This window comes from Bradyrhizobium sp. LA6.8, assembly GCF_040547935.1.
Classification (GTDB): domain Bacteria; phylum Pseudomonadota; class Alphaproteobacteria; order Rhizobiales; family Xanthobacteraceae; genus Bradyrhizobium; species Bradyrhizobium barranii.
Window position 1 is genome coordinate 257,475 of the sequence record NZ_JBEPQQ010000003.1, and the last position, 21,166, is coordinate 278,640.

General features: G+C 61.1%; 19 protein-coding genes. 7 read left to right on the forward strand and 12 right to left on the reverse strand.

Annotated features, from left to right (window positions below):
- Positions 1–625 precede the first annotated feature (625 nt).
- A complete protein-coding gene (locus ABIA90_RS14845; protein ID WP_354118222.1) occupies positions 626–4,006 on the forward strand; it encodes an AAA family ATPase in 3,381 nt (1,126 codons plus the stop codon).
- A 47-nt stretch (positions 4,007–4,053) separates the two neighbouring features.
- Here ABIA90_RS14845 and ABIA90_RS14850 read toward each other — a convergent pair whose 3' ends face one another.
- The 8 genes from ABIA90_RS14850 to ABIA90_RS14885 all read right to left on the reverse strand — a co-directional run bounded on the left by ABIA90_RS14850 (position 4,054) and on the right by ABIA90_RS14885 (position 11,594).
- A complete protein-coding gene (locus tag ABIA90_RS14850) occupies positions 4,054–4,245 on the reverse strand; it encodes a hypothetical protein (RefSeq protein WP_063983274.1) in 192 nt (63 codons plus the stop codon).
- A gap of 204 nt (positions 4,246–4,449) precedes the next feature.
- A complete protein-coding gene (locus tag ABIA90_RS14855) occupies positions 4,450–6,063 on the reverse strand; it encodes an NAD(P)-binding domain-containing protein (protein WP_354118221.1) in 1,614 nt (537 codons plus the stop codon).
- A gap of 681 nt (positions 6,064–6,744) precedes the next feature.
- Complete coding sequence (locus ABIA90_RS14860) at positions 6,745–7,434, reverse strand: MarC family protein (RefSeq protein WP_354118220.1); 690 nt, start codon at positions 7,432–7,434, stop codon at positions 6,745–6,747.
- Between the two features lie 24 nt (positions 7,435–7,458).
- Positions 7,459–7,593, reverse strand: a complete 135-nt coding sequence (locus ABIA90_RS14865; RefSeq protein ID WP_354118219.1) for a hypothetical protein — start codon at positions 7,591–7,593, stop codon at positions 7,459–7,461.
- Between the two features lie 16 nt (positions 7,594–7,609).
- Entirely contained in the window at positions 7,610–7,786 is a 177-nt protein-coding gene (locus tag ABIA90_RS14870) for a hypothetical protein (RefSeq protein ID WP_354118218.1), read from the reverse strand.
- Positions 7,787–7,835: 49 nt separating this feature from the next.
- Positions 7,836–8,186 carry a phasin gene (locus ABIA90_RS14875; RefSeq protein ID WP_354118217.1) on the reverse strand — a complete coding sequence of 117 codons (351 nt, stop codon included), beginning with the start codon at positions 8,184–8,186 and terminating at the stop codon, positions 7,836–7,838.
- 27 nt (positions 8,187–8,213) lie between these two features.
- Complete coding sequence (locus ABIA90_RS14880) at positions 8,214–9,077, reverse strand: alpha/beta fold hydrolase (protein ID WP_354118216.1); 864 nt, start codon at positions 9,075–9,077, stop codon at positions 8,214–8,216.
- Positions 9,078–9,086: 9 nt separating this feature from the next.
- Positions 9,087–11,594, reverse strand: a complete 2,508-nt coding sequence (locus ABIA90_RS14885) for an alpha/beta hydrolase (RefSeq protein WP_354118215.1) — start codon at positions 11,592–11,594, stop codon at positions 9,087–9,089.
- A gap of 132 nt (positions 11,595–11,726) precedes the next feature.
- Between ABIA90_RS14885 and ABIA90_RS14890 the strand changes: the two genes are divergently transcribed.
- The 5 genes from ABIA90_RS14890 (at position 11,727) to ABIA90_RS14910 (ending at position 15,114) form a co-directional block, all read left to right on the forward strand.
- Positions 11,727–12,653 carry an alpha/beta fold hydrolase gene (locus ABIA90_RS14890; RefSeq protein ID WP_354118214.1) on the forward strand — a complete coding sequence of 309 codons (927 nt, stop codon included), beginning with the start codon at positions 11,727–11,729 and terminating at the stop codon, positions 12,651–12,653.
- Entirely contained in the window at positions 12,650–13,246 is a 597-nt protein-coding gene (locus tag ABIA90_RS14895) for a hypothetical protein (RefSeq protein ID WP_354118213.1), read from the forward strand. Before ABIA90_RS14890 ends, ABIA90_RS14895 begins: the two co-directional genes overlap by 4 nt.
- A gap of 93 nt (positions 13,247–13,339) precedes the next feature.
- Positions 13,340–13,987, forward strand: a complete 648-nt coding sequence (locus ABIA90_RS14900) for a CoA transferase subunit A (RefSeq protein ID WP_063983266.1) — start codon at positions 13,340–13,342, stop codon at positions 13,985–13,987.
- A gap of 4 nt (positions 13,988–13,991) precedes the next feature.
- Complete coding sequence (locus ABIA90_RS14905; protein WP_208086854.1) at positions 13,992–14,642, forward strand: 3-oxoacid CoA-transferase subunit B; 651 nt, start codon at positions 13,992–13,994, stop codon at positions 14,640–14,642.
- Positions 14,643–14,655: 13 nt separating this feature from the next.
- The gene (locus ABIA90_RS14910; protein WP_071913863.1) at positions 14,656–15,114 is read left to right on the forward strand and encodes a MaoC family dehydratase; all 459 of its coding nucleotides are present in this window, start codon (positions 14,656–14,658) and stop codon (positions 15,112–15,114) included.
- 6 nt (positions 15,115–15,120) lie between these two features.
- Here ABIA90_RS14910 and fabI read toward each other — a convergent pair whose 3' ends face one another.
- The 4 genes from fabI to ABIA90_RS14930 are packed head-to-tail and all read right to left on the reverse strand — an operon-like array spanning position 15,121 to position 20,340.
- Entirely contained in the window at positions 15,121–15,909 is a 789-nt protein-coding gene (gene fabI, locus ABIA90_RS14915; RefSeq protein WP_028147828.1) for an enoyl-ACP reductase FabI, read from the reverse strand.
- Positions 15,906–17,120: an acetate/propionate family kinase gene (locus ABIA90_RS14920; RefSeq protein ID WP_354118212.1), complete on the reverse strand. Its 1,215-nt coding sequence runs from the start codon at positions 17,118–17,120 to the stop codon at positions 15,906–15,908. Before ABIA90_RS14920 ends, fabI begins: the two co-directional genes overlap by 4 nt.
- Positions 17,121–17,125: 5 nt before the next feature.
- A complete protein-coding gene (locus tag ABIA90_RS14925; RefSeq protein ID WP_354118211.1) occupies positions 17,126–18,088 on the reverse strand; it encodes a phosphate acetyltransferase in 963 nt (320 codons plus the stop codon).
- A 29-nt stretch (positions 18,089–18,117) separates the two neighbouring features.
- Positions 18,118–20,340 carry a DUF3141 domain-containing protein gene (locus ABIA90_RS14930; RefSeq protein WP_354118210.1) on the reverse strand — a complete coding sequence of 741 codons (2,223 nt, stop codon included), beginning with the start codon at positions 20,338–20,340 and terminating at the stop codon, positions 18,118–18,120.
- A gap of 152 nt (positions 20,341–20,492) precedes the next feature.
- Between ABIA90_RS14930 and ABIA90_RS14935 the strand changes: the two genes are divergently transcribed.
- Positions 20,493–21,014: a GNAT family N-acetyltransferase gene (locus ABIA90_RS14935; RefSeq protein ID WP_283016507.1), complete on the forward strand. Its 522-nt coding sequence runs from the start codon at positions 20,493–20,495 to the stop codon at positions 21,012–21,014.
- Positions 21,015–21,166 lie beyond the last annotated feature (152 nt).

The following is a 21,166-nucleotide window of genomic DNA, read 5'->3' on the forward strand; positions in this document are numbered from 1 at the left end:
GCAACTCCTAATGCAAGCGCGCACATCGTCGCCCCACACACGGCCCTTGGTTTGAAAACTCGAGATACATCGATTGTTGCATGCCTTGTCGTTATCGGGGCATTTGGACAAACACGCCGCAACGCCAAGTCGCTCGCCTTCTGAAAATGTCGCTTCTTGGGCGGTTGCGAGCGTCGTCGTTGTCGCCGCAATATAAAGGACTAGCGCGAACGCGCTCTTTAGGATTTCTGTAGCCGACATTATCTCCTGCCTCTGTTTGAGACCTCGGAAAGCAGCGTACGCCGGATACACCACCAAGGCGCAAGGCGGCCAGGAAATATCGGATCGCGAAGTAGGCCGCCCGCGTGAGCCGGCGGGCCTGGCTTCACGGACGTATCGTCCGCTCAATTTCACGGGCCGCCCAGGTCGCAACCATCATCGCGAACCGGAAGCGCTCGCGCGTTTCCGCAGGTATTTGGATGCTGCGAATTGCGAGGCTGTTCACATGTCCGGACCCGACAGCATGCTATTGTCGGTGCGGTCATGCCGAACTGTTCGTTTGAATGGCTTCCAATAGAATTAAGTAGGACGAGCAAATATTCGGCTCTGATGCGCTGAAGCTGTTCGTACACACAAGGGTCCTGCCATGGAAATCGGGACTTGGCTGAAAAGTTTGGGCCTAGGACGACATGAGTCCCTGTTCATCGCGAACGCCATAGATTGCGATGTGTTGCCGCAATTGACAGAAGTTGACTTCGAAAAGGTTGGCATCCCACTCGGCGACCGGAAACGCCTCGTGAATGCGATCAGTGCGCTTCCCTCCAGCCTTCCCTCCACTGTCGTGAATGCTGCAATTGCGCAATACGCGGAACGGCGCCACCTCACGGTAATGATCTGTGACTTGGTCGATTCGACCGCCCTGACGGCACGCCTTGACCCGGAAGATATGGGCGCCGTCATCGATGCCTATCACGCTGCTTGTGCTCGTATCACGCGCTCCTATGACGGCTTTCTCGCCGACTTTCGCGGAGACGGCATTCTTGCGTATTTCGGCTATCCCATTGCGCACGAGGACGATCCCGAACGAACTGTAAGAGCTGCGCTCGATATCATTGCTGCTGTCGCACGGCTTGAAACCCGCGCTGGAGAACCGCTCGCGGTGCGTATTGGTATCGCTACCGGCATGGTGGTAGTCGGTGACCTGGGCGGCGAAGGCAAACTTCGGGAGCACTCCGTGGTTGGGGGCGCTCCCAATATCGCGGCTCGCGTGCAAGCCTTGGTCGAGCCGAACACCGTGGTCGTCGCAGACTCCACCCGTCGTCTCCTTGGCGATATCTTTAGTCTTCGCGACCTTGGCGCCCACCACCTCAAAGGCATTAGCGAGCCGGTGAGCGCGTGGGCCGTCCAGGGCGTCTCGGCTTCCGAGAGCCGCTTTGAGGCGGTGCGTCCGACAGAACTCGCCCCTCTCATCGGCCGCGATTCCGAGTTGGAGTTCTTGTTGGAACGTCAACGTTTGGCTCGCACGGGCGAAGGCCAGATCGTTCTTATCTCCGGCGAGCCGGGTATCGGGAAATCGCGCTTAGCAGCGGCTCTGGCTGAACGTGCAGCTAAGCATCAACCACACGTGCATTTCCGTTATCAGTGCTCGCCTTACCACGCCAACAGCGCACTTCATCCCGTGGTCGAGCAGTTGGAAAGGAGTGCCGGATTTAAGGCGGACGATCCCGTCGAGACGCGGCTTGACAAGCTGGAGGCACTCCTCTCGTTGAGAGCACCGCAAGTTCAGACGGTAGTACCACTTTTTGCTGAGCTGCTATCGATCCCATTCGCGAGCCGTTATCCAAAACCGCAGCTAAGCCCCGCCCAGCAGCGTCGCCGCACACTTGCCGCGCTGCTCGATCAATTCGAGAGCCGTTCTCGCAAACAGCCCATCCTGTTGCTTATCGAAGATGTTCAGTGGGCCGACGACACCACCCTCGAATTGCTCGACCTCATCGTAGAGCGAGCCCGACAGTTGTCTATCCTTGCGCTGGTTACCTTTCGACCAGAGTTCGAGCCGCCCTGGACCGATCTTGCAAATGTCGGAAGCCTGGTCCTCGGACGGCTCAACCCAGATGATGTCAAAGGTGTTGCCACGCAGGTGGCCAATGGCCGAGCGCTTCCGATCGACGTGATGAAGCAGATCGTAACAAAGACAGACGGAAATCCGCTCTTCGTGGAGGAACTCACCAAGGCTGTCCTCGAAGCTGGCATTCTGATCGAATGTCAGGATCGCTATCAGCTCGGGGGACCGTTACCGCCCTTTGCCATCCCGGAAACCCTTCACGACTCCCTGATGGCGCGGCTCGACCGCCTGCATTCGGTGAAGGAGATCGCCCAGATTGGCGCCACCATCGGTCGCGAATTTTCTTATTCCTTGATGCGGGCTGTGGTCGCTCGAGAGGAAACACGGTTGCAGCATTCCCTCTCCGAACTCGAGGAGGCCGGGCTTATTTTCCGCGAAGGTGACCTGCCGGATGCCATTTATAGCTTCAAACACGCATTGGTGAGGGATGCGGCTTATCAGAGCCTGCTGAAGACACGGCGGCGGCAACTCCATGCGCAAATAGCGCGCGTGCTAGAGGAAGGATTCCAGGATGCCGTCGTGAACGACCCTGAAATCCTTGCGCACCATTTCACCGAAGCCGGCATGCTTGAGAAGGCTACGGACTATTGGCTCAAGGCCGGAAAGCGCGCGCTCGGGCGCTCCTCCAATGCCGAGGCTGTAAAACATCTCACGCGAGGAATGGAGCTGACCCAGCAACTGCTCAGCTCGCCGCAACGCGATCGCAAAGAACTGGATTTCTATCTGGCCCTTGGTCCTGCAGTCGCCGCAACTGAGGGCGATGCCGCGGCTGAAACGTCGCGGGTCTTCTCACGGGCTCGCGCGCTGCTAGGCGAAAGTGTCAGCCTAGAAGAACGGATGACGATCCTGTGGGGCAGCTACCTAGCCCACAGTATGCGCGCGGAGTATAGCTCAGCGCTGGAGGATGCCCGGTACGGCCTCGCGTTGGCCGCAGAGCATGATCATCCCGGCGTGGCCGTCCTAGCCACGCGCTTTATTGGACAATCATTGCATCTCACGGGTGCCTTCGCCGACGCACGCGAACACCTCGATCGCGCCCTCGCACTGTGCTCAACCAATCCAGCCACGATATCGACCTATCGCCGTTTCGGAGTCGATGACGCGGTGAACAGCCTGGCGTGGCTCTCGACGACGCTATTGGTCCTTGGCTATCCTAAACAGTCTACAACAATCGTCGAGCGTACTGAAACTCTTGCTCGAACGAGGGAACAAAGCTTTACGACGGCCCTGGCCCTGGGGAACATAGTCGTTTTGGGCACAATCGGCGGCGACGCAAAGCGCGCTTTGGCTCACGCCGACGAAGCGATATCGCTCAGCATCGAGCATGAATTTGCGGCAATTGAACGAAGAGCACGTTTTTTCCGCGGAGCGCTATTAGCCCAAGGAGGGGATCTTCAAGTCGGGATCGAACTGATGCGCGGCGCTTTGACGGCAACTTACCAAAACTCTGAACGGTGCCGCCGCACTCTCTATTTGGGCCATCTCGCCTTCGCTCATGCCCAGCTCGGAGAGCTTGAAGTTGGACTGCGCCTGCTGAACGAAGGCGTTCAGCTGGCCGAAACAACAGGGGAGAGATTCTTTGAGGCCGAGTTGTATCGTCTTCGGGGCAACATCAACCTAAAACTCGGCAGGCGTGACCAGGCAGAGGCCGCACTGCAGCGAGCCGTGGCGATTGCGCGGCGACAACAAGCTCGCTGGTGGGAGTTGCGTGCCTCGATCTGTCTCGCGCGGCATTGGAGTAACGAAGGCAGATATTTCGAGGCTTGGTCCCTCTTAGAGCCTATATACACTTGGTTCACCGAAGGTCGGGATACACCCGATCTGACAGACGCGAGAAATCTCGTGGACGAACTACGCTCAGTTTCAGGAATGAAAGATGAGCCAAAGCGTGGCAGCTGTTGACCAGCACCGCTCAACATCATGCCTGACGTAAATTGATCGGCGTCCGATCAACGCCTGCCCTTCGCCCGCTTTCCGGACTTGCCACCTGTTCGTTCAAGTTTGCTAAGGGCGCTCTCGACATCCTTGATTGCCTTCTTGAGCTGCTTCTCGCGCTTTCCAAGAATGCTCTTGAGTTGTCTTCGCTGCTCGGCGGTCAATGTCGTAAAATCGATCACCTTCGTAAACGCGATGAAGGCCATTGCTTACCTCCCGATGGTGGTGGTCGTTAGGCCGTGATCAATATGTGCAAGGCAGTGAAACAAATATTCTCCAATATCATCGACCTATAGTCAAACGGCATTTCTTCCAGAAATACTCGATCGGCCTTCCGACCCACGGGCCCTCGTGGTGAGCGCGAGAGAAAGCGGTAGCAACTGACATCGCGCTACCACGCCGTCGTTATTTCACTTCCGCTTTTTGTTCTTGAGCCGCGCCGGTCGCGAGGTGCGCTTCGTGCGACCGAGTCGGGAAGCCCTTACAGTCGGAGATTTCTCGTGGGGCCTTGATCGCTGCAACAAGGCGCGGAGCGTGGCAAACTGGCGTTGATCCAGCTGATTGGCGAAGCTCTCGAAATCAGTGGCGTCACTGCCAAGCTGGCTCAACCAGACAAATGCACTGTCCAAGGTGCGCAACTCAGGCGTCTGGTATGACAGCAGATCTCGGTAATAAGTTGCCGACTCCTCGCAAAACAGATCACGCGCGATGCCATTTACGAGCCGCCGCACTCCATATTTTATCCCCGTGATGGCCGCTCCTGATATTCCATGGCTCAGCATCGCTCCGAACGTAAAGTTGTGTAGCCCTCGCAGAAACGGAGCAGTGCCGCGGTGCCGCTCCGTGAATTCAAAGGCTTGGCCCAAATAGGGATAGCGCGCGAGGGCCTCGCTTTCCTCGCCCGATGGAGGCGTGAAGCGGTCGCGCCAAAGGGCTATTTTTTCAAAGAATAGGGCGAGCTCGGGACGCGCCGAGAGATCCGCCTCAACGCCGCTCGCAAAAATCATGAAGTCGAATTCGAATCTACGATTGCTGCTTCGAACCCTTGCAATACCGCAAGCTTCGTCGATGAAACTCCATCCGCAGTCGGGGTGCCAAACGAAATTCTCAAACTCGCGGCATCGCCAATAAGCGTCCTGTGTAGGCGGGACCGGAAGCTCCTCAAGAATGTGACGCATGAACCGCCAGCGGTCTAGGTCCGTCAGATCGCCGAAGTGGCCCAACATACCGGCAAAATTCATCCAAGTGAGTGGGTTGACCCGCGGCATCTCCGAACGGCGGAAGCAAAGGTCTACTCGCGCGGCGCCCGCCTCAAGTGCGAGAGCTGCGTTGTCAAAGGCGGATGCCCCGGCACCAAGGATACCAATGCGTTTTCCTGCAAGCTTGCGAAAATCGATATCATCGGCCGAATGTGCGTAAAGATCTGCCGACAAATGGGCGACCAGAGACCTAGGAGCGCCCCACCTGCCACTTCCCTCAAAGCCTGTCGCAAGAATGATCTTTCTTGCATACACCCGCTCAATTCCTTCGGAACGACGGAGATGGGCAAGGAAGACGCCATCCGCCGGCTCAATCAACATTAGTTCGACCTCGTTCTCAACCGGGAGGTCCAGAACGTCTCGGTACCAATCCAGATACGCGCGCCACACCTCCCGAGGGACGGTATCTATGCGACCCCATGCTCGCCGCCCAAATTTTTCCTCGTACCACGCCCGCACCGTTAGACTCGGGACGCCGAAATCAATCCCAGTCACCTCCTTCGGAGTCCGCAACCGTTCCATCCGAGCGAAACTGCGCCAAGGTCCTTCGAAACCGCGCTGGCAACGATCGATGATCCTGAAGTTTGCTATGCGCTCAAGCCTCAAGCCGAACGCGATACCCAGTCCGCTCTGTCCAGCGCCGACAACCAGCACGTCCAGAACCGGCACTCCGTCCATAAATCGCGGGACGGTCCACTCCCGAGCCGGATAGTCTAAATAAGTCAGCTCGCGTCGAACGCGCTTCGTGAGTTGGGAGACGCTCATGGGACATTCCTGCCGTTGCGCTCTTGTTAGAAATGACTTTTGCCATTCGGCTTAGTTCTGTCCCATTACCACAGGTCTGATTGCAGAAAAATCGACCGCCCGACCGCCATTGGGTTTCGCAGAGAGCGATTTTGGCCCGCAAGACAGCGGGCTATTATTCTAGCGCTCACTCAAATGCTGATCCGCTCGACGATCGAGCCATCAGTTGCCTCCGATCGCGAGACACGCAACATCGACAATCAACGCGCCTATCGGTGACGATCTGAGCGTCAATCGACTGAAAGACTCAGGCTAGCTCGCCCATCAGGTAGCCTCATAGCGGCACGCTTAGCCGCGTTCCTGACGAAGTCCCCTGCCCGCCCAATCGGCGTAGTGCCGAATTTGCGCGGGTCCATTCGTAGCTCGTCACCGTAGCATTGTACGCGAGCTCCGCGCGGATCGTCAGAATTTGCAATGAGTTAAACTTCTTGGCTAGCGTTGTTTGGAGGAGCGGTGACAGATCACTGACCGCGGCCTTTGACCGTAGGTTCGGAGGACGGTTTTTCCTGAGGAATGGCTGGAAGGCTGACACCGCTCGACGTAGAGCGCCAAACGCCGATCGAGACGGACTCCACCTGATCATCACCGGACCAACATCGGAGTCGCATTGGCCGATTGGTGTTGCGGTCGGCGCGCTTCTACCTATTGGATCGCGCGCGAAGCGCTGTCCAATATGGACCGCGCGACCTCGGAAACGCCGGTGAGGATGATCTGCACGCCGATGCAGAGCAGCAGGAAAGCTGACAGTTTCGTCACCACGCTGGTGCCCTCCTCGCCGAACAGGCGCGCCATTGCGCTCGATTTCCGGTAGGCGTGATAGATCGCGGCAGTCACGGCGAACGCCACCAGAAGCGAAACGATCGAAGACTGGAACATCGCATCGAGGCTGCTGGTCCGGCTAATCCCGATCGCGATGGCTGTCGCGATCGTTCCCGGCCCGGTCGTCAGCGGAATTGTGAGGGGAAAAAAGGCCATGCGCTTCATGGCCGCATGATCGGGGGACGAGACCTCGTGAGGCCCGGCCGGGCCCGAGGGTGCGTGGAGCATGGACCAGCCTGTCGCTGCGACTACGAGGCCGCCGGCAATCCGAAGCGCCGGGATTGTCACGCCGAAGAAGTTGAGGATCTGGCTGCCCAGAAACAGCGACACCAGCAGGACCACGAAGGCATATCCGGCAACCCTCAGCGCAAGGCTCGCGCGCTCGTCTTCAGAAAGACCTCTGGTCTTGTCGAGGAAGATGAAGGCCAGTCCGTAGGGATTGATGATCGCGAACAGCGCGCCGAAGCCGAACAGGAAATCGGCAACGAACCCCGATGTGGCGATATCACGCATGCTGCGCCCGCTCCGCTCTTCGGCTTACGGGCATGTGAAGCCGGGCGCTTTGAAATCGGCCAGATTGTCGAGCGTCTTGCGCAGAACCTCGCACAGCACGGCCACCGACCAGCTGTTGGCGACACGGGCCAGCATGCCGACGAAAAACCGGGGCATCATCCGATGATACCGGATCTCACTTGTCCTTGCCGGGTGATCGCTCAAGACGCGATCTCTGCGCGCGCATGCGCTTGATCTCCTCCCTGAGCGCCTCGGCTTTTTCGTCTCGTTGCTCGCCCGCCGTTTCCAAGGGTTCGTCGCGAAGCAACTTCTGGAGTGCCTTTTCGACAGAAAGCTTGTTGGTCTCGGCCATACCAGACCTTTCTGACGCTACCGCGTCTGTCAGTACCGTGGTTGCAGTCTCAGCTCTTCGGACTGAACATGCCGCCGGCCGCCTTCATCGCCGCCTCACCCATGGTCTTGGTCTGGTCGGTCAGGGCCCGCATCTGCTCCTGGAAGAAATCGGCTTGAAGCTTGAGCGCGTCCTGGACATCCCTGGCATGGATCAGCTTGTCGCTGAGGTCCAGGGTCGCTGTGACATTGCGCTGCATGAAACTGCAAAACTCCTTCGCCTGGTTCGCGATCGGCAGAGGCGACGAACTGATCCCCTTCTCCAGCATCTCGAAATAGTCGGCGTTGGCCTTACGCAGGCGGCCAAGTGCCTCGGTCAGCGCCGCACGGACGTTATCTGCGGATAGATTGATCTCTGCCATGACGTCTCTCCCTTCAGGTGTTAGCAATTAGGCGGTAAGTCCTCCGAACCAGGCGCCGAAATAGCCGGCGTAGAGCGCGGGTACTTCGAGATTCATCGAGTGCCCGACGCGAGGCACGATCACGAGACGGCAATCCGGCATCGCATCGGCCATGACGTGAAGATCGGCTGGCAGAATCCAGCCGTCCCATTCGCCCCATAGCACCAGATGCGGATGCTTCAGCTCCGGCATGCGGCGCTCGAGCTCTCTGCTCTCTCTTTCCTTCGTGAGGTTGACCGGCGTTCCGATCCAGATGCCCTCGGAGACGCCAAAGGTCTGCTCGATGATGCGGTCGAACAACGCTTGGATCTCCTTCAATCCTTCCCGAAATCGAGGCACGGCGTTCGGCGCCATGCTCTCTGGGACGAACAGCGAGGACGCCGCGCTCGCCATGATCGTCCGTGTCAGGTCCTTGCTCGCCATCATCGCCCGAAACAAGCCGATCTGGTCGGCATTGAAAGCCATGCCGAGCGGCGTCACAGGATCGAGTGCGAACACCCGCCCGAAACGCTGCGGCTGCATCAAGAGCATGCGGGCGGCGATGATGCCGCCGGTCGAATGCGTCGCGAGATGGCAATAGCCGATGTCGAGCATATCGAGTGCCGCCAGCATGTCCTCGGCATGCTGCTGCATGGAGTAGTTCGAATAATCGGCGGCAGGCTTCGGCCGGTCGCTGTCCCCGCAGCCGCGCCAGTCGATGGCGATGACGCGCAGGCCCGTTGGAAACAAGGGCGCAGCCAGCTCGATCCAGTCCTTGCTGGCGAGATTGCCATGGATGAAGACGACGGTCACTTCGCCTCGGCCCCACTCCCGCCAGCCAAGCTCGATTTCACCCGCCTGCACCTGTGGCATAGACCGATCCTATTTGTTGAGACCGGCGGTTGGTGCCGCACCGGGAGGTGTCGGCGCCACTGGCAGGGCGGATACCACGGAACCCTTGATCATGCGATCTGTGCCGAGGGGCGATGAGGTGTCGACCGTTCCCTTCGTGACGAAGTCCACGACGTCCGCTGAATACTCCACCGGATTGTCCGTGTGGATGAAGTGCCCGGTCTCCGGATAGATCTTGAGCATCGGCCGGTTGCCCGCATTGGTCATGCGCGTCATGAACGGCGTGATGACGTCGCGTCCGAGATCGGTCAGCCCGTTGAAAGCCGGCGTCGGGATGAACGGCTCCTTGTCACCGAAGGCGAGGAAGATCGGCGCCTTGATCTGGGTGACCCGCTCGTAAAGGTTCTTCGGATCATCCTGCTGGAGCTCGGCTCCGATCGTGTAGATGTCGAAGATGAAGACGTTGCACCACTGTTCGAGCTCCTTGGGGTTGCCCTTGGTAAGCCCGACGCGCTGCTCGGTATGGAAGCGCGCATATTCGCTGTCGCTGAAGAAGTAGCCGCTCTTCGCCGCCGACACCACGCCGGTGTCGGGGTTGCGCTTCTTGAAATAGAAGAAGTCGCGAATGCCCTGCTCGTCGCGGGCCTTCTCCGCCGCCAGGATGCCGGTCTGGTCCCAGATCTGCTTCCACTTGTCGAAGTCGCGACCGAGTCCCGGTTGGAACAGAGGTGCCTTCTTGTCTTTCGCGATCGTAATGTCGCGCGGGTATTCCTCGAGTCCGGACGGTGCTTCGAGCGCGAGGCCCTGCACCGCATCTGGCCAGGTCAGGGCGTACCCCGTGACGAACTGACCGCCCAGCGAGTGGCCGAGATAATAGGCTTTCTTGACGCCAAGCTGGTTTACGACGAGATCGTAGATGACCTCGCGCATATCCTGCATGGTGCGCGCCGGGCTCTTATCGAGATTACCGGGCCCGGACATTCCGTAGTTCGGCAAGTCTGGCACGATCACACGCAAGCCACTCCGCAGCGCATATTGCATGATGTTGCCATAGTGCCCGCCGAATGCGCCCTTGCCGTGGATGATGACGAGGACCTTGGGATCCTTGTCGGTGCCGGCATACTCATCCATGTAGCCGATCTGCCAGGTGTTGCCGATCTTGTCCTTGGCGTTGGCGTATTTGACCGGATAGGGATAGGTCACGAAGTCCTTCCAGAAGGACTTGCTCGGATCAATGTTTTCGGCGACACCCGGTACGCGATAATTCTTGTCGACGAACTTCCCCGCGCGATCGAGAGCCGCGACGTCATCCATGAAAGCGACGAACTTCGGATCGTTCTTGCGCTGGTTGATGATCGGGAACACGCCGTAATGGGCGACCGGGCTCTCCTGCGCGATCAGGTCCGCGCCCGGCACGCGATCTACGGCTTTTTGGGCCAGCTTGAAGTTCAGCCAGAGATCGTTGGTGATGTGCATCACCAGCGTGCGCGACTGGATGCGGCCGAGATATGGATTGATGTTGTGGGTCTCACCGACCCGGTTGCGCCAGACGAGATCGACGGCGTCATAGAGCTTGGCACGGTTGTTGACGCTCAGACCGGCCTTCTCGTTCGGCGGATCCCAGTAGAATATCTCGGGCTGGACCGCGGCCCAGTTCTGGGTCGTGCGGAAGCCGAAGTCGTAGCCCGTCATGCCCAGGATCGACCAGCCGAACGCCACACCCGGCATCGGGTGCTTCTCCTTGGGCAGATTGTAGTAGTCGCCCTTGGTCGCCTGCCAGACCGGATCGCCCTCGATCGCGGCCGTCATCATCTGGAAGGTCCAGTTACCGACGGGGTCTTCACCGTCCGACTGCGTGGTGCCGCCGATCGGCATCAGGGCGCCGATATATTCGGGATGCATGACCCCCCACACATAGGTCTGGGTGCCGCCCATGGAGACGCCCGTGACAAGCGCGACGCGCGCCACCTTCAACTCGTCGCGCAGCAGGCGGTAGTTCGCCTGCACCATGTCGTAGTAGCTGTACTGCGGAAACTTGATGCCGAGGCCGTCGGACGGTTTGCTTGCGCCCCACGTGCCCAGCGGGTCGACCATGATGACGTAGTAGCGGTCGGTGTCGATCGGCCGTCCGGGGCCGATGATCGGGACGCCGCCCGACAGGGCCGCGCCCTTGACCCACTGTTCGTACATATCGGTGGAATCGCCGGAATAATAGGAATTGATCACGACCGCGTTGGTGATCTCACCGGCGGCATTGCGCCGCGCGTTGCCGATCGCGATGTATCCGGTACGCAGCTTGCCTGCCCCGAGCGATTCCAGCGTCACGCCGCCCTCGCCGCCATTCTCCCATTTCGAGGGATTGGCCAGGTCGTACTTGCCGCCAAGCCGGAAGTTCGCGATCTCATAGGTCTTTTTGAGCCCATCATGCTGCATCTGCGACGAGCGCCGCGTAAACGGCTGGGCGACCGCGAGCGCGGTGCCGACCAGCAACAGGATCAGGCTGACGAAGCAACGCTTGAGTGCGCTTCTCCCGTTCATGACGAACTCCCTCCTGGCGGTATTTTGCGCGAACGCTAGGCTGGACCTCCTCCTGAGGTTTGATTTAGCTCAATGGAATCCTCAGGCCTGCGTTGAGGATCGTGGTCATCGTCACGCTGGCCGGTCCCCGCAATGCCCTTCCTCAGTCATGGCTCATATCGTGTCCGCTATGAGCTCGACGGACCGGCGAATGCGCCTGCCTATGTGCTCGTCAACGGTCTGACGCAGTATTCCGAGCTTTGGGGCACGTATCGCGACACGCTGATCGCACGTCGGTTCCGGGTCGCTACGTTCGACCTGCTCGGCCAGGGCGTCTCCGACAAGCCCGCGCTGTTCATCGATCAGGACGACCACATCGCTGTGCTGCATCGCCTGATCGGCGAACTTGGCGACAGTCCGGTCTTCCTCAGTGGCATCAGTTTCGGTGGCTTGATCGCGCTGCGCTATGCCATCGAGCATGGCGCGCGGCTGTCGGGCCTTGTGCCGATGAGTTGCTTTGCCGAGCTTTCGCCACAACTGCTTCTGATCGGCAACGCCTTGCGCACCGGCCTCATCCTGGGCGGCACCGGCTACCTACAGGATCTGCTGCTGCCGATGAACCTGTCCGACCAGTGGCTGAAGCCGCTACTGGACAAGCTCGACAGCGTGAAGCGGCAGGGCTGGCTGGTCAACGACGTCTACGCCCTTCAGAACCTGATGGAGTCTTTCCTCGACTTCAAGCCGCTGACGCCGCAACTCTCCTCAATAGCCGTCCCGACCATGATCCTGAACGGCGAGTTCGACTTCCTCACGCCGCGGGCGCTGCACGAGACGTTGCGTGTGGAAATTCCCGACAGTGCGCTCGTCATCATCCCGAGGGCCTATCACGCCTTCACGCTCGAAAAGGCTGCACTAACAGCCGACCTGCTGGCGCGCTTCGCCGAGGACGTGTTGGCTGGCCGCTGGCAGGGCAACAAGCAGGTCTTGATCGCGCCGGAAGATGCCGGCGGAGACTTTTCGCCGTTTCCCGCCGGCTATGACCATCTGCGCGCGATTCCGGTGCAGAGGCCAGCAACATGAGCGCGTTCTTCGGACCGCTGCAAGCCGACGGGCGCGTGCCGCCGCGCCAGCAGACGCGGGTCGCCGCGTTCCTGGTTTCTGCGCATGGTGCGCTGGCACGGCAATTCGCGGTCGCCCTGCCCGCGAGATTCGATGCCGCCTGGCAGACCGAATTGCACGCGCAGTTCTATCGCGAGAGCGAGATCGTCTCGCTTCTCATGCGCGCCACCGCCTGGGTCCCGGACCTCGCGCTGGGCCCCATGGCGGCATCCTGGGAGATGGCCTGGCTTCCCGCCCCGATCGAAGGCATCGCCGATCACATCCGCGCGCAGACCATTCACCTCGCGACGCTCGCACATGCGGTTCATGCCGGGATCCGGCCGGCGGCCCTGCTGCCAACGGAAGCGAACGCGAACGATCCCTTCGTGATGGCGCTGCGCCGCATCGAATTCGAGAGCGGCCGGCTGTTGCAGGCGCAGATTCTGTTCCTGAAGGGCCCGGACCTCCTACCTTTCCGGGATGCCGTCAGCGCGACGCTCGAACGGCGGCACGCCGAGGTGCGCAGGCTCTGGCACGAGACCCTTGCAGGCGTCGGCGTTGGCCTGCGCGAATGACCCGGCAACCTTGACGCAGATCAAAGCCGAGAGTCTGCCCGCCCCCAACATCGATCCAGTATTCACTTGCGCCTGCCGACCGGAGTTCCGCCCATGAAGGCCGTTTCCGTCGAAGAAGCCGTTGCAATGATCCCGGCCGGTGCGAGCGTCATGGTCGGCGGCTTTATGGGCGTCGGAACCCCGGAGCGCCTGCTTGACGAACTCGTGCGGCAGAACAAGACCGGCCTGTCGCTGATCTGCAATGACGCCGCCACCCCCGGCAAAGGCGTCGGCAAGCTGTTCGACGCTGCGCTGGTCTCAAGGCTGACGGCAACGCATATCGGCCTCAATCCGAAAGCGCAGCAGCAGATGCTCGCGAACCAGATCGCCGTCGATCTCGTGCCGCAAGGCACCTTCGTCGAACGCATCCGCGCGGGCGGATGTGGCCTCGGCGGGGTGCTGACGCCGACTGGCGTCGGAACGCTGGTTGCCGAAGGCAAGCGTCAGATCGAGGTGGATGGCAAGCCGTTCCTGCTGGAGACGGCATTGCGGGCGCAGTACGCGCTGGTTCACGCGTTTCTCGCCGACTATCTCGGCAATCTCGCTTACGCACTGACCTCCCGCAACTTCAACCCGGTCATGGCGATGGCTGCCGACACGGTCATCGTCACTGCAGAGAACATCGTGCCCGTCGGTGTCATCGCGCCCGATCACGTCGTGACCCCGGCGCCGCTCGTCGATTACCTCATTACCAACGGGTGAGATCATGGACCCGCAGATCATCATCGCCCGACGCGTCGCCAGGGAGTTGAAGAGCGGAAACCTTGTCAACCTCGGCATCGGCATTCCGACCCTGGTTGCGAATTACGTTCCGGCCGATTTGAAAGTCTTCTTTCAGTCGGAGAACGGACTGATCGGCACCGGGCCGATTCCCGAACAAGGCATGGCGCATCCGACGCTGACAGACGCCGGCGGCCGCCCCATTAGCGCGCTCCCGGGTGCGGCGACCTTCGACAGCGCGATGTCGTTCGGACTGATCCGCGGCGGCCATGTCGACGTCACCGTGCTCGGCGGTCTCCAGGTCGATGCGCATGGGCTTCTCGCCAACTGGATGATCCCAGGCAAGATGGTGCCGGGCATGGGCGGGGCGATGGACCTCGTCAGCGGCGCCAAGCGGGTCATCGTCGCCATGCAACATGCCGCGAAGGGCAAGTCGAAGATCGTCAAGACATGCAACTTGCCCCTGACCTCGGCGCGCCCGGTCCATCTGGTCGTGACCGACATGGCGGTCATCGGTTTTGCGGACGGCAAGGCGACGCTGCTCGAGACCGCTCCAGGTGTCAGCGTTGGCGAGGTTATGGCGGTGACAGAGGCCGAATTGGTCATTCCTGACAACATCCCGGAAATGACGATCTGACGAGGTCACGACCATGCGGATATTCAGCGACTTCAACGAGATCAAATCCGCGGTCGGCACCGAGATCGGCGCGAGCGACTGGATCGAAGTGACCCAGGATCGGATCAATAAATTCGCCGAAGCAACCTGTGACGAGCAATGGATCCATGTCGACCAGGACCGCGCCAGGAAGGAAGCGCCCGGCGGCACCACCATCGCTCACGGCCTGCTGTCGCTCTCGCTTGCTCCGCTGTTCATTCGATCCGTGATGGGTTTGAAAGGGCTGCGCAATACGCTGAATTATGGCGCGGATCGCATCCGGTATCTGGCGCCGGTGCCGGCCGGTTCAAAGCTCCGCGGCCGGGTCACCGTCGCTGAAACCGAGGACGTGCCGCCGGACGGCTTGCGCGTCAACTATCATCTCGTGATCGAGATCGAGGGCGGCAAGAAGCCCGCTTGCGTCGCCGAGCTGATCGCCCTGCACTATCGCTGAGGGCGCTCAGTCGATGATGTGATACCCGCCATCGATATAGAGAACGCCCCCGGTGATCAGCTTGGCACCATCCAGCGCCAGGAACGCGGTGGCATTGCCGACGTCGTCGATGCTGACCAGGCTGCGCGCCGGCGCTTTGGACTGCGCCTTGTCCATGAGCTCGTCGAACTCCGGGATACCTGACGCCGCGCGGGTGGCGAGCGGGCCGGGCGAGATCGCGTGCACGCGGATGCCCTTGGGGCCAAGCTCGGCGGCCGCATAGCGGACGGCCGCTTCAAGCGCCGCTTTCGCCACGCCCATGATGTTGTAGTTCTCCACCACCATCTGGCTGCCATAATAGGTCATGGTGAACATCGTACCGCCGTTCTTCATCAGCGGCTCGGCGAGATGCGCCATGCGCAGGAATGACCAGCAAGAGACGTCCATCGTCTTAAGGAAGCCATCGCGGCCGACGTCCACCACGCGGCCATGGAGCGCCTCCTTCGGCGAGAAGGCGATCGAATGCAGCAGGAAATCGAGCTGTCCCCATTCCTTCGTAATCCGCTCGAACACCGCCTCGGTCTGCCCCTCCGTCATCACGTCCAGCGGCATGAAGATCGGCGCTTCCAGCGCCTGCGCCAGCGGCTCGACGTGTTTCTTGGCGCGATCGTTGAGGTAGGTGACGGCCAGATCGGCCCCAAGCGCACGAAATGCCCTCGCGCAACCCCAGGCAATGGACTGGTCGTTCGCGATGCCGACGACGAGGCCCTTCTTGCCCTTCAGGGCAACCTTTGTATCCGGGAACACGGGGATCATGACACCCTCTCTTGCCTTGGATTGGTCGATTGTCCGTTCATCAACAGCGACAGCGTATGCTGTGCGATCATGAGTTCTTCGTCGGTCGGCACGACGTAGACGGGGATGCGGCTGTCGGAACGCGAGATCAGTCTGGAATTGCGGGAGTTCTCGACGGGATCGAGCGTGCCGCCGAGCCATCCGAGCTGCTCGACCACGCGCGCGCGAATGTTCGCCGAATTCTCGCCGATCCCGGCCGTGAAGACGAAGGCGTCGAGGCCCTGCAGGGCGGCCGCGAGCATGCCGGCACTGAGACCGATCCGGTAGACGAAATAGTCGACGGCGAGCTTCGCCTTGGGGTCGGCGCTCGCCTCCAACTCGCGCATGTCATTGCTGACACCGGAGAGCCCCTTCAATCCGCAGTCGCGATAAAGGAAGTTCTGCACGTTAGAGGCGGACATCCCTTTCTCGGAGATGAGATAGATCACCACCCCGGGATCAATCTGGCCTGGACGCGTTCCCATCGGCAGGCCATCGAGCGCCGTGAAACCCATGGTGCTCTCGACGCTGCGCCCGTCCTTGAGCGCGCACATCGATGCGCCGCTGCCGAGATGGGCAACGATCACGCGCCGCTTCGCGATATCGGGCGCCACGCCCGGCAGCGTCCGGGCGATATATTCGTAGGACAGCCCATGAAAGCCATAGCGCCTGACACCCTCAGCATGAAGTTGATGCGGAATAGCATAATGGTCGGCGACGGCATCATGCGTGCGGTGAAATGCGGTGTCGAAGCAAGCAACCTGCGGCAGCGTCGGGAAATTCGCCAGCAGCGAACGGATCGGCGCCAGATTGTGGGGCTGGTGCAGCGGCGCCAGGGGCACAAATCGTTCGAGACGGGACACGACACCGTGGTCGATCAGTACCGGCCGCGAATAGTCCGGCCCACCATGCACGACCCGGTGACCGACCGCGATCGGCGTGACGCGAAGTTCGTCCCGCAGCCAGTCGCCGGCAACGGCCATCGCCGCCGGAACATCAGGCACAGCCTCGATCGGATAAGCCCGATCGGCCATCGGATCGCCGCTCGGGCCACTTGCCCGCAGACGCGGTCGGCTGCCGATACCGTCCATCTGTCCCTTGATCTGACGACGAAGCGCACCGTCGCCTTCGATCGCATAGACCTGAAACTTCACACTGGACGAGCCGGCATTGACGACGAGGATCGTATCCATGGCGATCACGCGGCAACCGTCGGCGCCTTCTGGCGCCGGGCACGAGCATAGAGAGCGGCGACGGCACAGGACGCCATCCGCGCACGTGGCGAATCCGCGCGCGAGGTCAGCACGACGGGCACGCGCGCACCGAGCACGATGCCGGCGCCATCGGCCTTGGCGAAATAGGCGAGATTTTTGGCGAGCATGTTGCCGGACTCAAGGTCCGGAACCATCAGGATCTGGGCGCGGCCGGCGACCTCGGATGTGATGCCCTTGATCCGCGCGGCCTCCAGATCGATGGCATTGTCGAAAGCCAGCGGGCCGTCGAGGATGCCGCCGGTGATCTGGCCGCGATCGGCCATCTTGCACAGGGCAGCGGCTTCGATGGTCGAAGGGATTTTCGAGGTCACCGTCTCGACGGCAGACAGAATCGCCACCCGCGGCGTCTTGCCGAACCCTGCCTGGTTGTAGAGGTCGATCGCGTTCTGAATGATGTCGCGTTTGGCGTCGAGATCGGGGAAAATGTTGATCGCCGCATCCGTCACGAAGATGGTCTCTGCATAGGCAGGCACATCCATCACGAAGACATGGCTGATACGTCGGTCGGTGCGCAAGCCTCCGGTCTTGGCGGTGACGGCGCGCATCAATTCGTCGGTGTGCAGGCTGCCCTTCATCAACAGCTCGCCTTTGGCGGCATGGATGAGCTCGACGCCCTTGGCCGCGGATTCGTCGCTGTGCGCGGCATCAACGATCTCGAAGCCGGACACATCGAGATCGCACCGGGCGGCAGTATCCTTGATCTTCCGCTCGGGCCCGACGAGCACAGGCCGGATAATGCCGGCGCTTGCGCTATCGATGGCGCCGCGCAGCGAGGTCTCGTCGCAAGGATGCACCACGATGGTCGACGTTGGCGGCGCGCCCTTCGCCGCCGCAATTAACCTATCGTACTTGCTGCCGGGCTGGGTTTGCGTCGTGTCGGCCGACATGATGTCACTCCCGATCCTGCCAATCCGCGTTACGACGCCCGTGCCTTGGGATCGAAAGGGGCGACGTTCGATGTCAACTCGCCCTCTCCGTCCAGACCGAAGAGCGCGGCGACGCGCTTCAGGCGATTGGCCCGCTCGCCGGTGATGTCCTCACTCGCCGACAGCACCTCGCGCATCGCCACGAAGGCCGCACGCCGCTGGTTGGTGTCGTCGGGCAACAATTTCGGGATCGCAGCGAGAGCACCTTCGCGATCGAGAAGCAGCATGAAGAACTGCTCACGCACCAGCTTCTTGAATTCCGACAGCGTCATGCGGGCGCCGGCATGGTCACGCCGAACCTGCCGCAACGCCTCGATGCTCCGCTCATCCACCATGCCGCGTGCGGAGCCAACATAAAGCAGCGCGCGGAGCGCCGCTTCGCGGAGCCCGCCCTCAGCGATGTGCGATTTCAGCTCGGCGATCCGTGCCGCGAGCATGGCGCGATGCTCCTGCGACATCTCCCGGTGGCGCGAGGGCACGGAATTAGGGTCGACGCCGACCGCGGCCTGGAGCAGCGGCGAGCCGTAGAGGTTGAGGAAGACGGCCTCGCTCAGCGCCTCCTGCGCATCGCGCCAGCTATCCAGCGTGTGCACGATCTGCTTCGACATTTGTTCCTGGAATGCCAGGAATGGATTGTCCTTTGAAGCCGGCTTGCGGTCTGTCTCGACACGATCGGCAGCCGATTTGACCGTGGACATCCAGGGGTTCTGGCTGCTGAACGCCTCGTATTGCAGCCGCAGCGGATGCATGTTGCGGGCCCATTCCGCGAGTTGGGGCGTCACCATGCCCTTCACCCACGGCCGCATGAATTTCTGATAAGCAGCGAGATTGAGCTCCGAGACACGCTTGGCCGCAGCAAAGCGCCGCTCGTCCTCGGGCGAATTTCCGCCCATCGCGCGGATATCATCCAGCGTGCGGGCCTCGCAGCGCATCACCCACTGGCCTACCGCAAGATCCGCATTGAGCGTCTCGTTGCCACGGGCCTCGAACGTGGCCTCGTAGAGTCCTGGCGGCAGCACGTCGATCAGGTCGATGTTGCTGGAGAACTCAGCGTGCTCCTTCTTCGCCACACCGCCGGATACGAAGATGCCGAGATGGCCGATGCTCTCGTGAACGGTATAGACGATGGTCTGGCCATAAGCTCTGATCTCGTCGACGTCGGCGTAGCAGTCCAGAATCCAGTCCAACGCCTGCTGCGGCGGGGTGACATTGTCGCCTTTGGAGCAGAACACCACGATCGGCGAGCGAATGTTGCGCAGATCGACCTTCTGGCCATCGGACATATCGATCTTGCCGGCTGCGAGATTGTTGCCGATGAAGAGCTCGTCGACGATGAACTGGATTTCCTCGGCATTGAGATTGACGTGTCCGCCCCACCAGCGCTCGAAATCGAGATAGCGTTCCGCCTCGGTATCGACCTTGGAGTAGACGTTGTACTGCTTGGTCCAGAGCGTATTCGACGGGTTCTGGTTCTCGAAATTCTGCACCAGCCAGGCGCCGTCGAACTTGCCGGCACCGAGATCGCTCGTGAGCGCCGTGAGCCAGCTTCCGCCCAGCAGGCCGCCGGAATAGCGCATGGGGTATTTGCCGTGCACGCCTGCCCAGTAGGCCAGCGGTGCACCGGCGATGATCAGCGGCCCAAACAATTCCGGCCGCAGTGACGCCAGGATCATGACGGCCCAGCCGGCCTGGCAATTGCCGATCACACAGGGCTTCCCGTCGGCGTCCGGATGACGGCTGATGACGGTCTCGATGAAGATGGCTTCCGCGCGTGCAATGCGTTCGATGGTCTGCCCGGGCATCGGCTCCGGAAGGAAGCCAATGAAGTAGCAGGGATGCCCCGCCTTCATGGCGACGCCGATCTCGCTATCGGCCTTGAAGCCGCCGATGCCGGGTCCATGGCCGGCGCGCGGATCGACCACGATGAACGGACGCCGGCTCATGTCGATCTCAACATCCTTCGGCGGAATGATGCGCACCAGTGCGTAGTTGACGGGCTCGTCCAGCTTCCGGCCGTCCGTGATCAGTTCGGCGGCATATTGCAGGACGTGCGGCGCGGTCTGGGCGACGTGCTCGCGGTACTGGTCGCCGCGCTGGCGCATGATGTCCAGGAACAGGACGCTGCGCTGTCCCGCATCGACCATGTATTCCACGGCCGAGGCGACCAGCCCCGACATTGGGCCATCAGGCAGCTTTAAGTCTTTGATCGCCATGTTCGACCTCGTCGTCGCGCGAGGTCATTCAATTAAGGTCGGCGGTCGCTGACGTTGATTTAGGTCAACGGTTGGCGACGGTGTTCGCGTCAATCGGGATCGACCAACTGCCCCGCGGGGGCGCGCCGCAATCGGGCCGCGGGAGAGCTCAAGTGCCGGATGCCGCCAATTACAGCCGCCAGGAGAGACTTCGCGACGGACGATTGGTCGATATCCGGGCGCTTCGTCCCGAGGACGAGCCCGACATGCTTGCCGCGCTCGAGGAGACCAGCGCTCAATCGCTCCAACGCCGCTTCTTTGTGACGAAGCGTCATTTTTCCGAACGGGAACGCGCTTTCTTCATGGAACCCGATTTCAGAAACCACGTGGCGCTGGTTGCGTGCACGGAAGAGGCGAGCCGCAGCATGATCATCGGCGGTGGTCGCTATGTCATATTCGAGCCTGGACGGGCCGAAGCAGCTTTCGTCGTGATCGATGCCTGGCAGGGACGTGGCGTTGGCGGGCTGCTGACGCACCATTTGATCGCGATCGCCCGCGAGGCCGGTTTGACGGAGTTGACCGCGGAAGTGCTACCGGAGAACGCAGCGATGCTCCGCGTCTTCGACAAGTTTGGCTTCAAGCCCGCAACGATCCGCGAACCCGGTGTAATTCACATGGCATTGAAGCTGTCCTAATACGCGGCCGGCACGAGAGCTCTGGCATCGAGTGAAATGGCGGCGGCGCGTCGCGCCACCGTCCGCTGATACCGGCACCTCCAAGCGTGCGCCCTCACCCCAAGCCTGAATTTTCCGCCGCACGCGACCTGTCAGGCGAGCGTCAGCCTGTT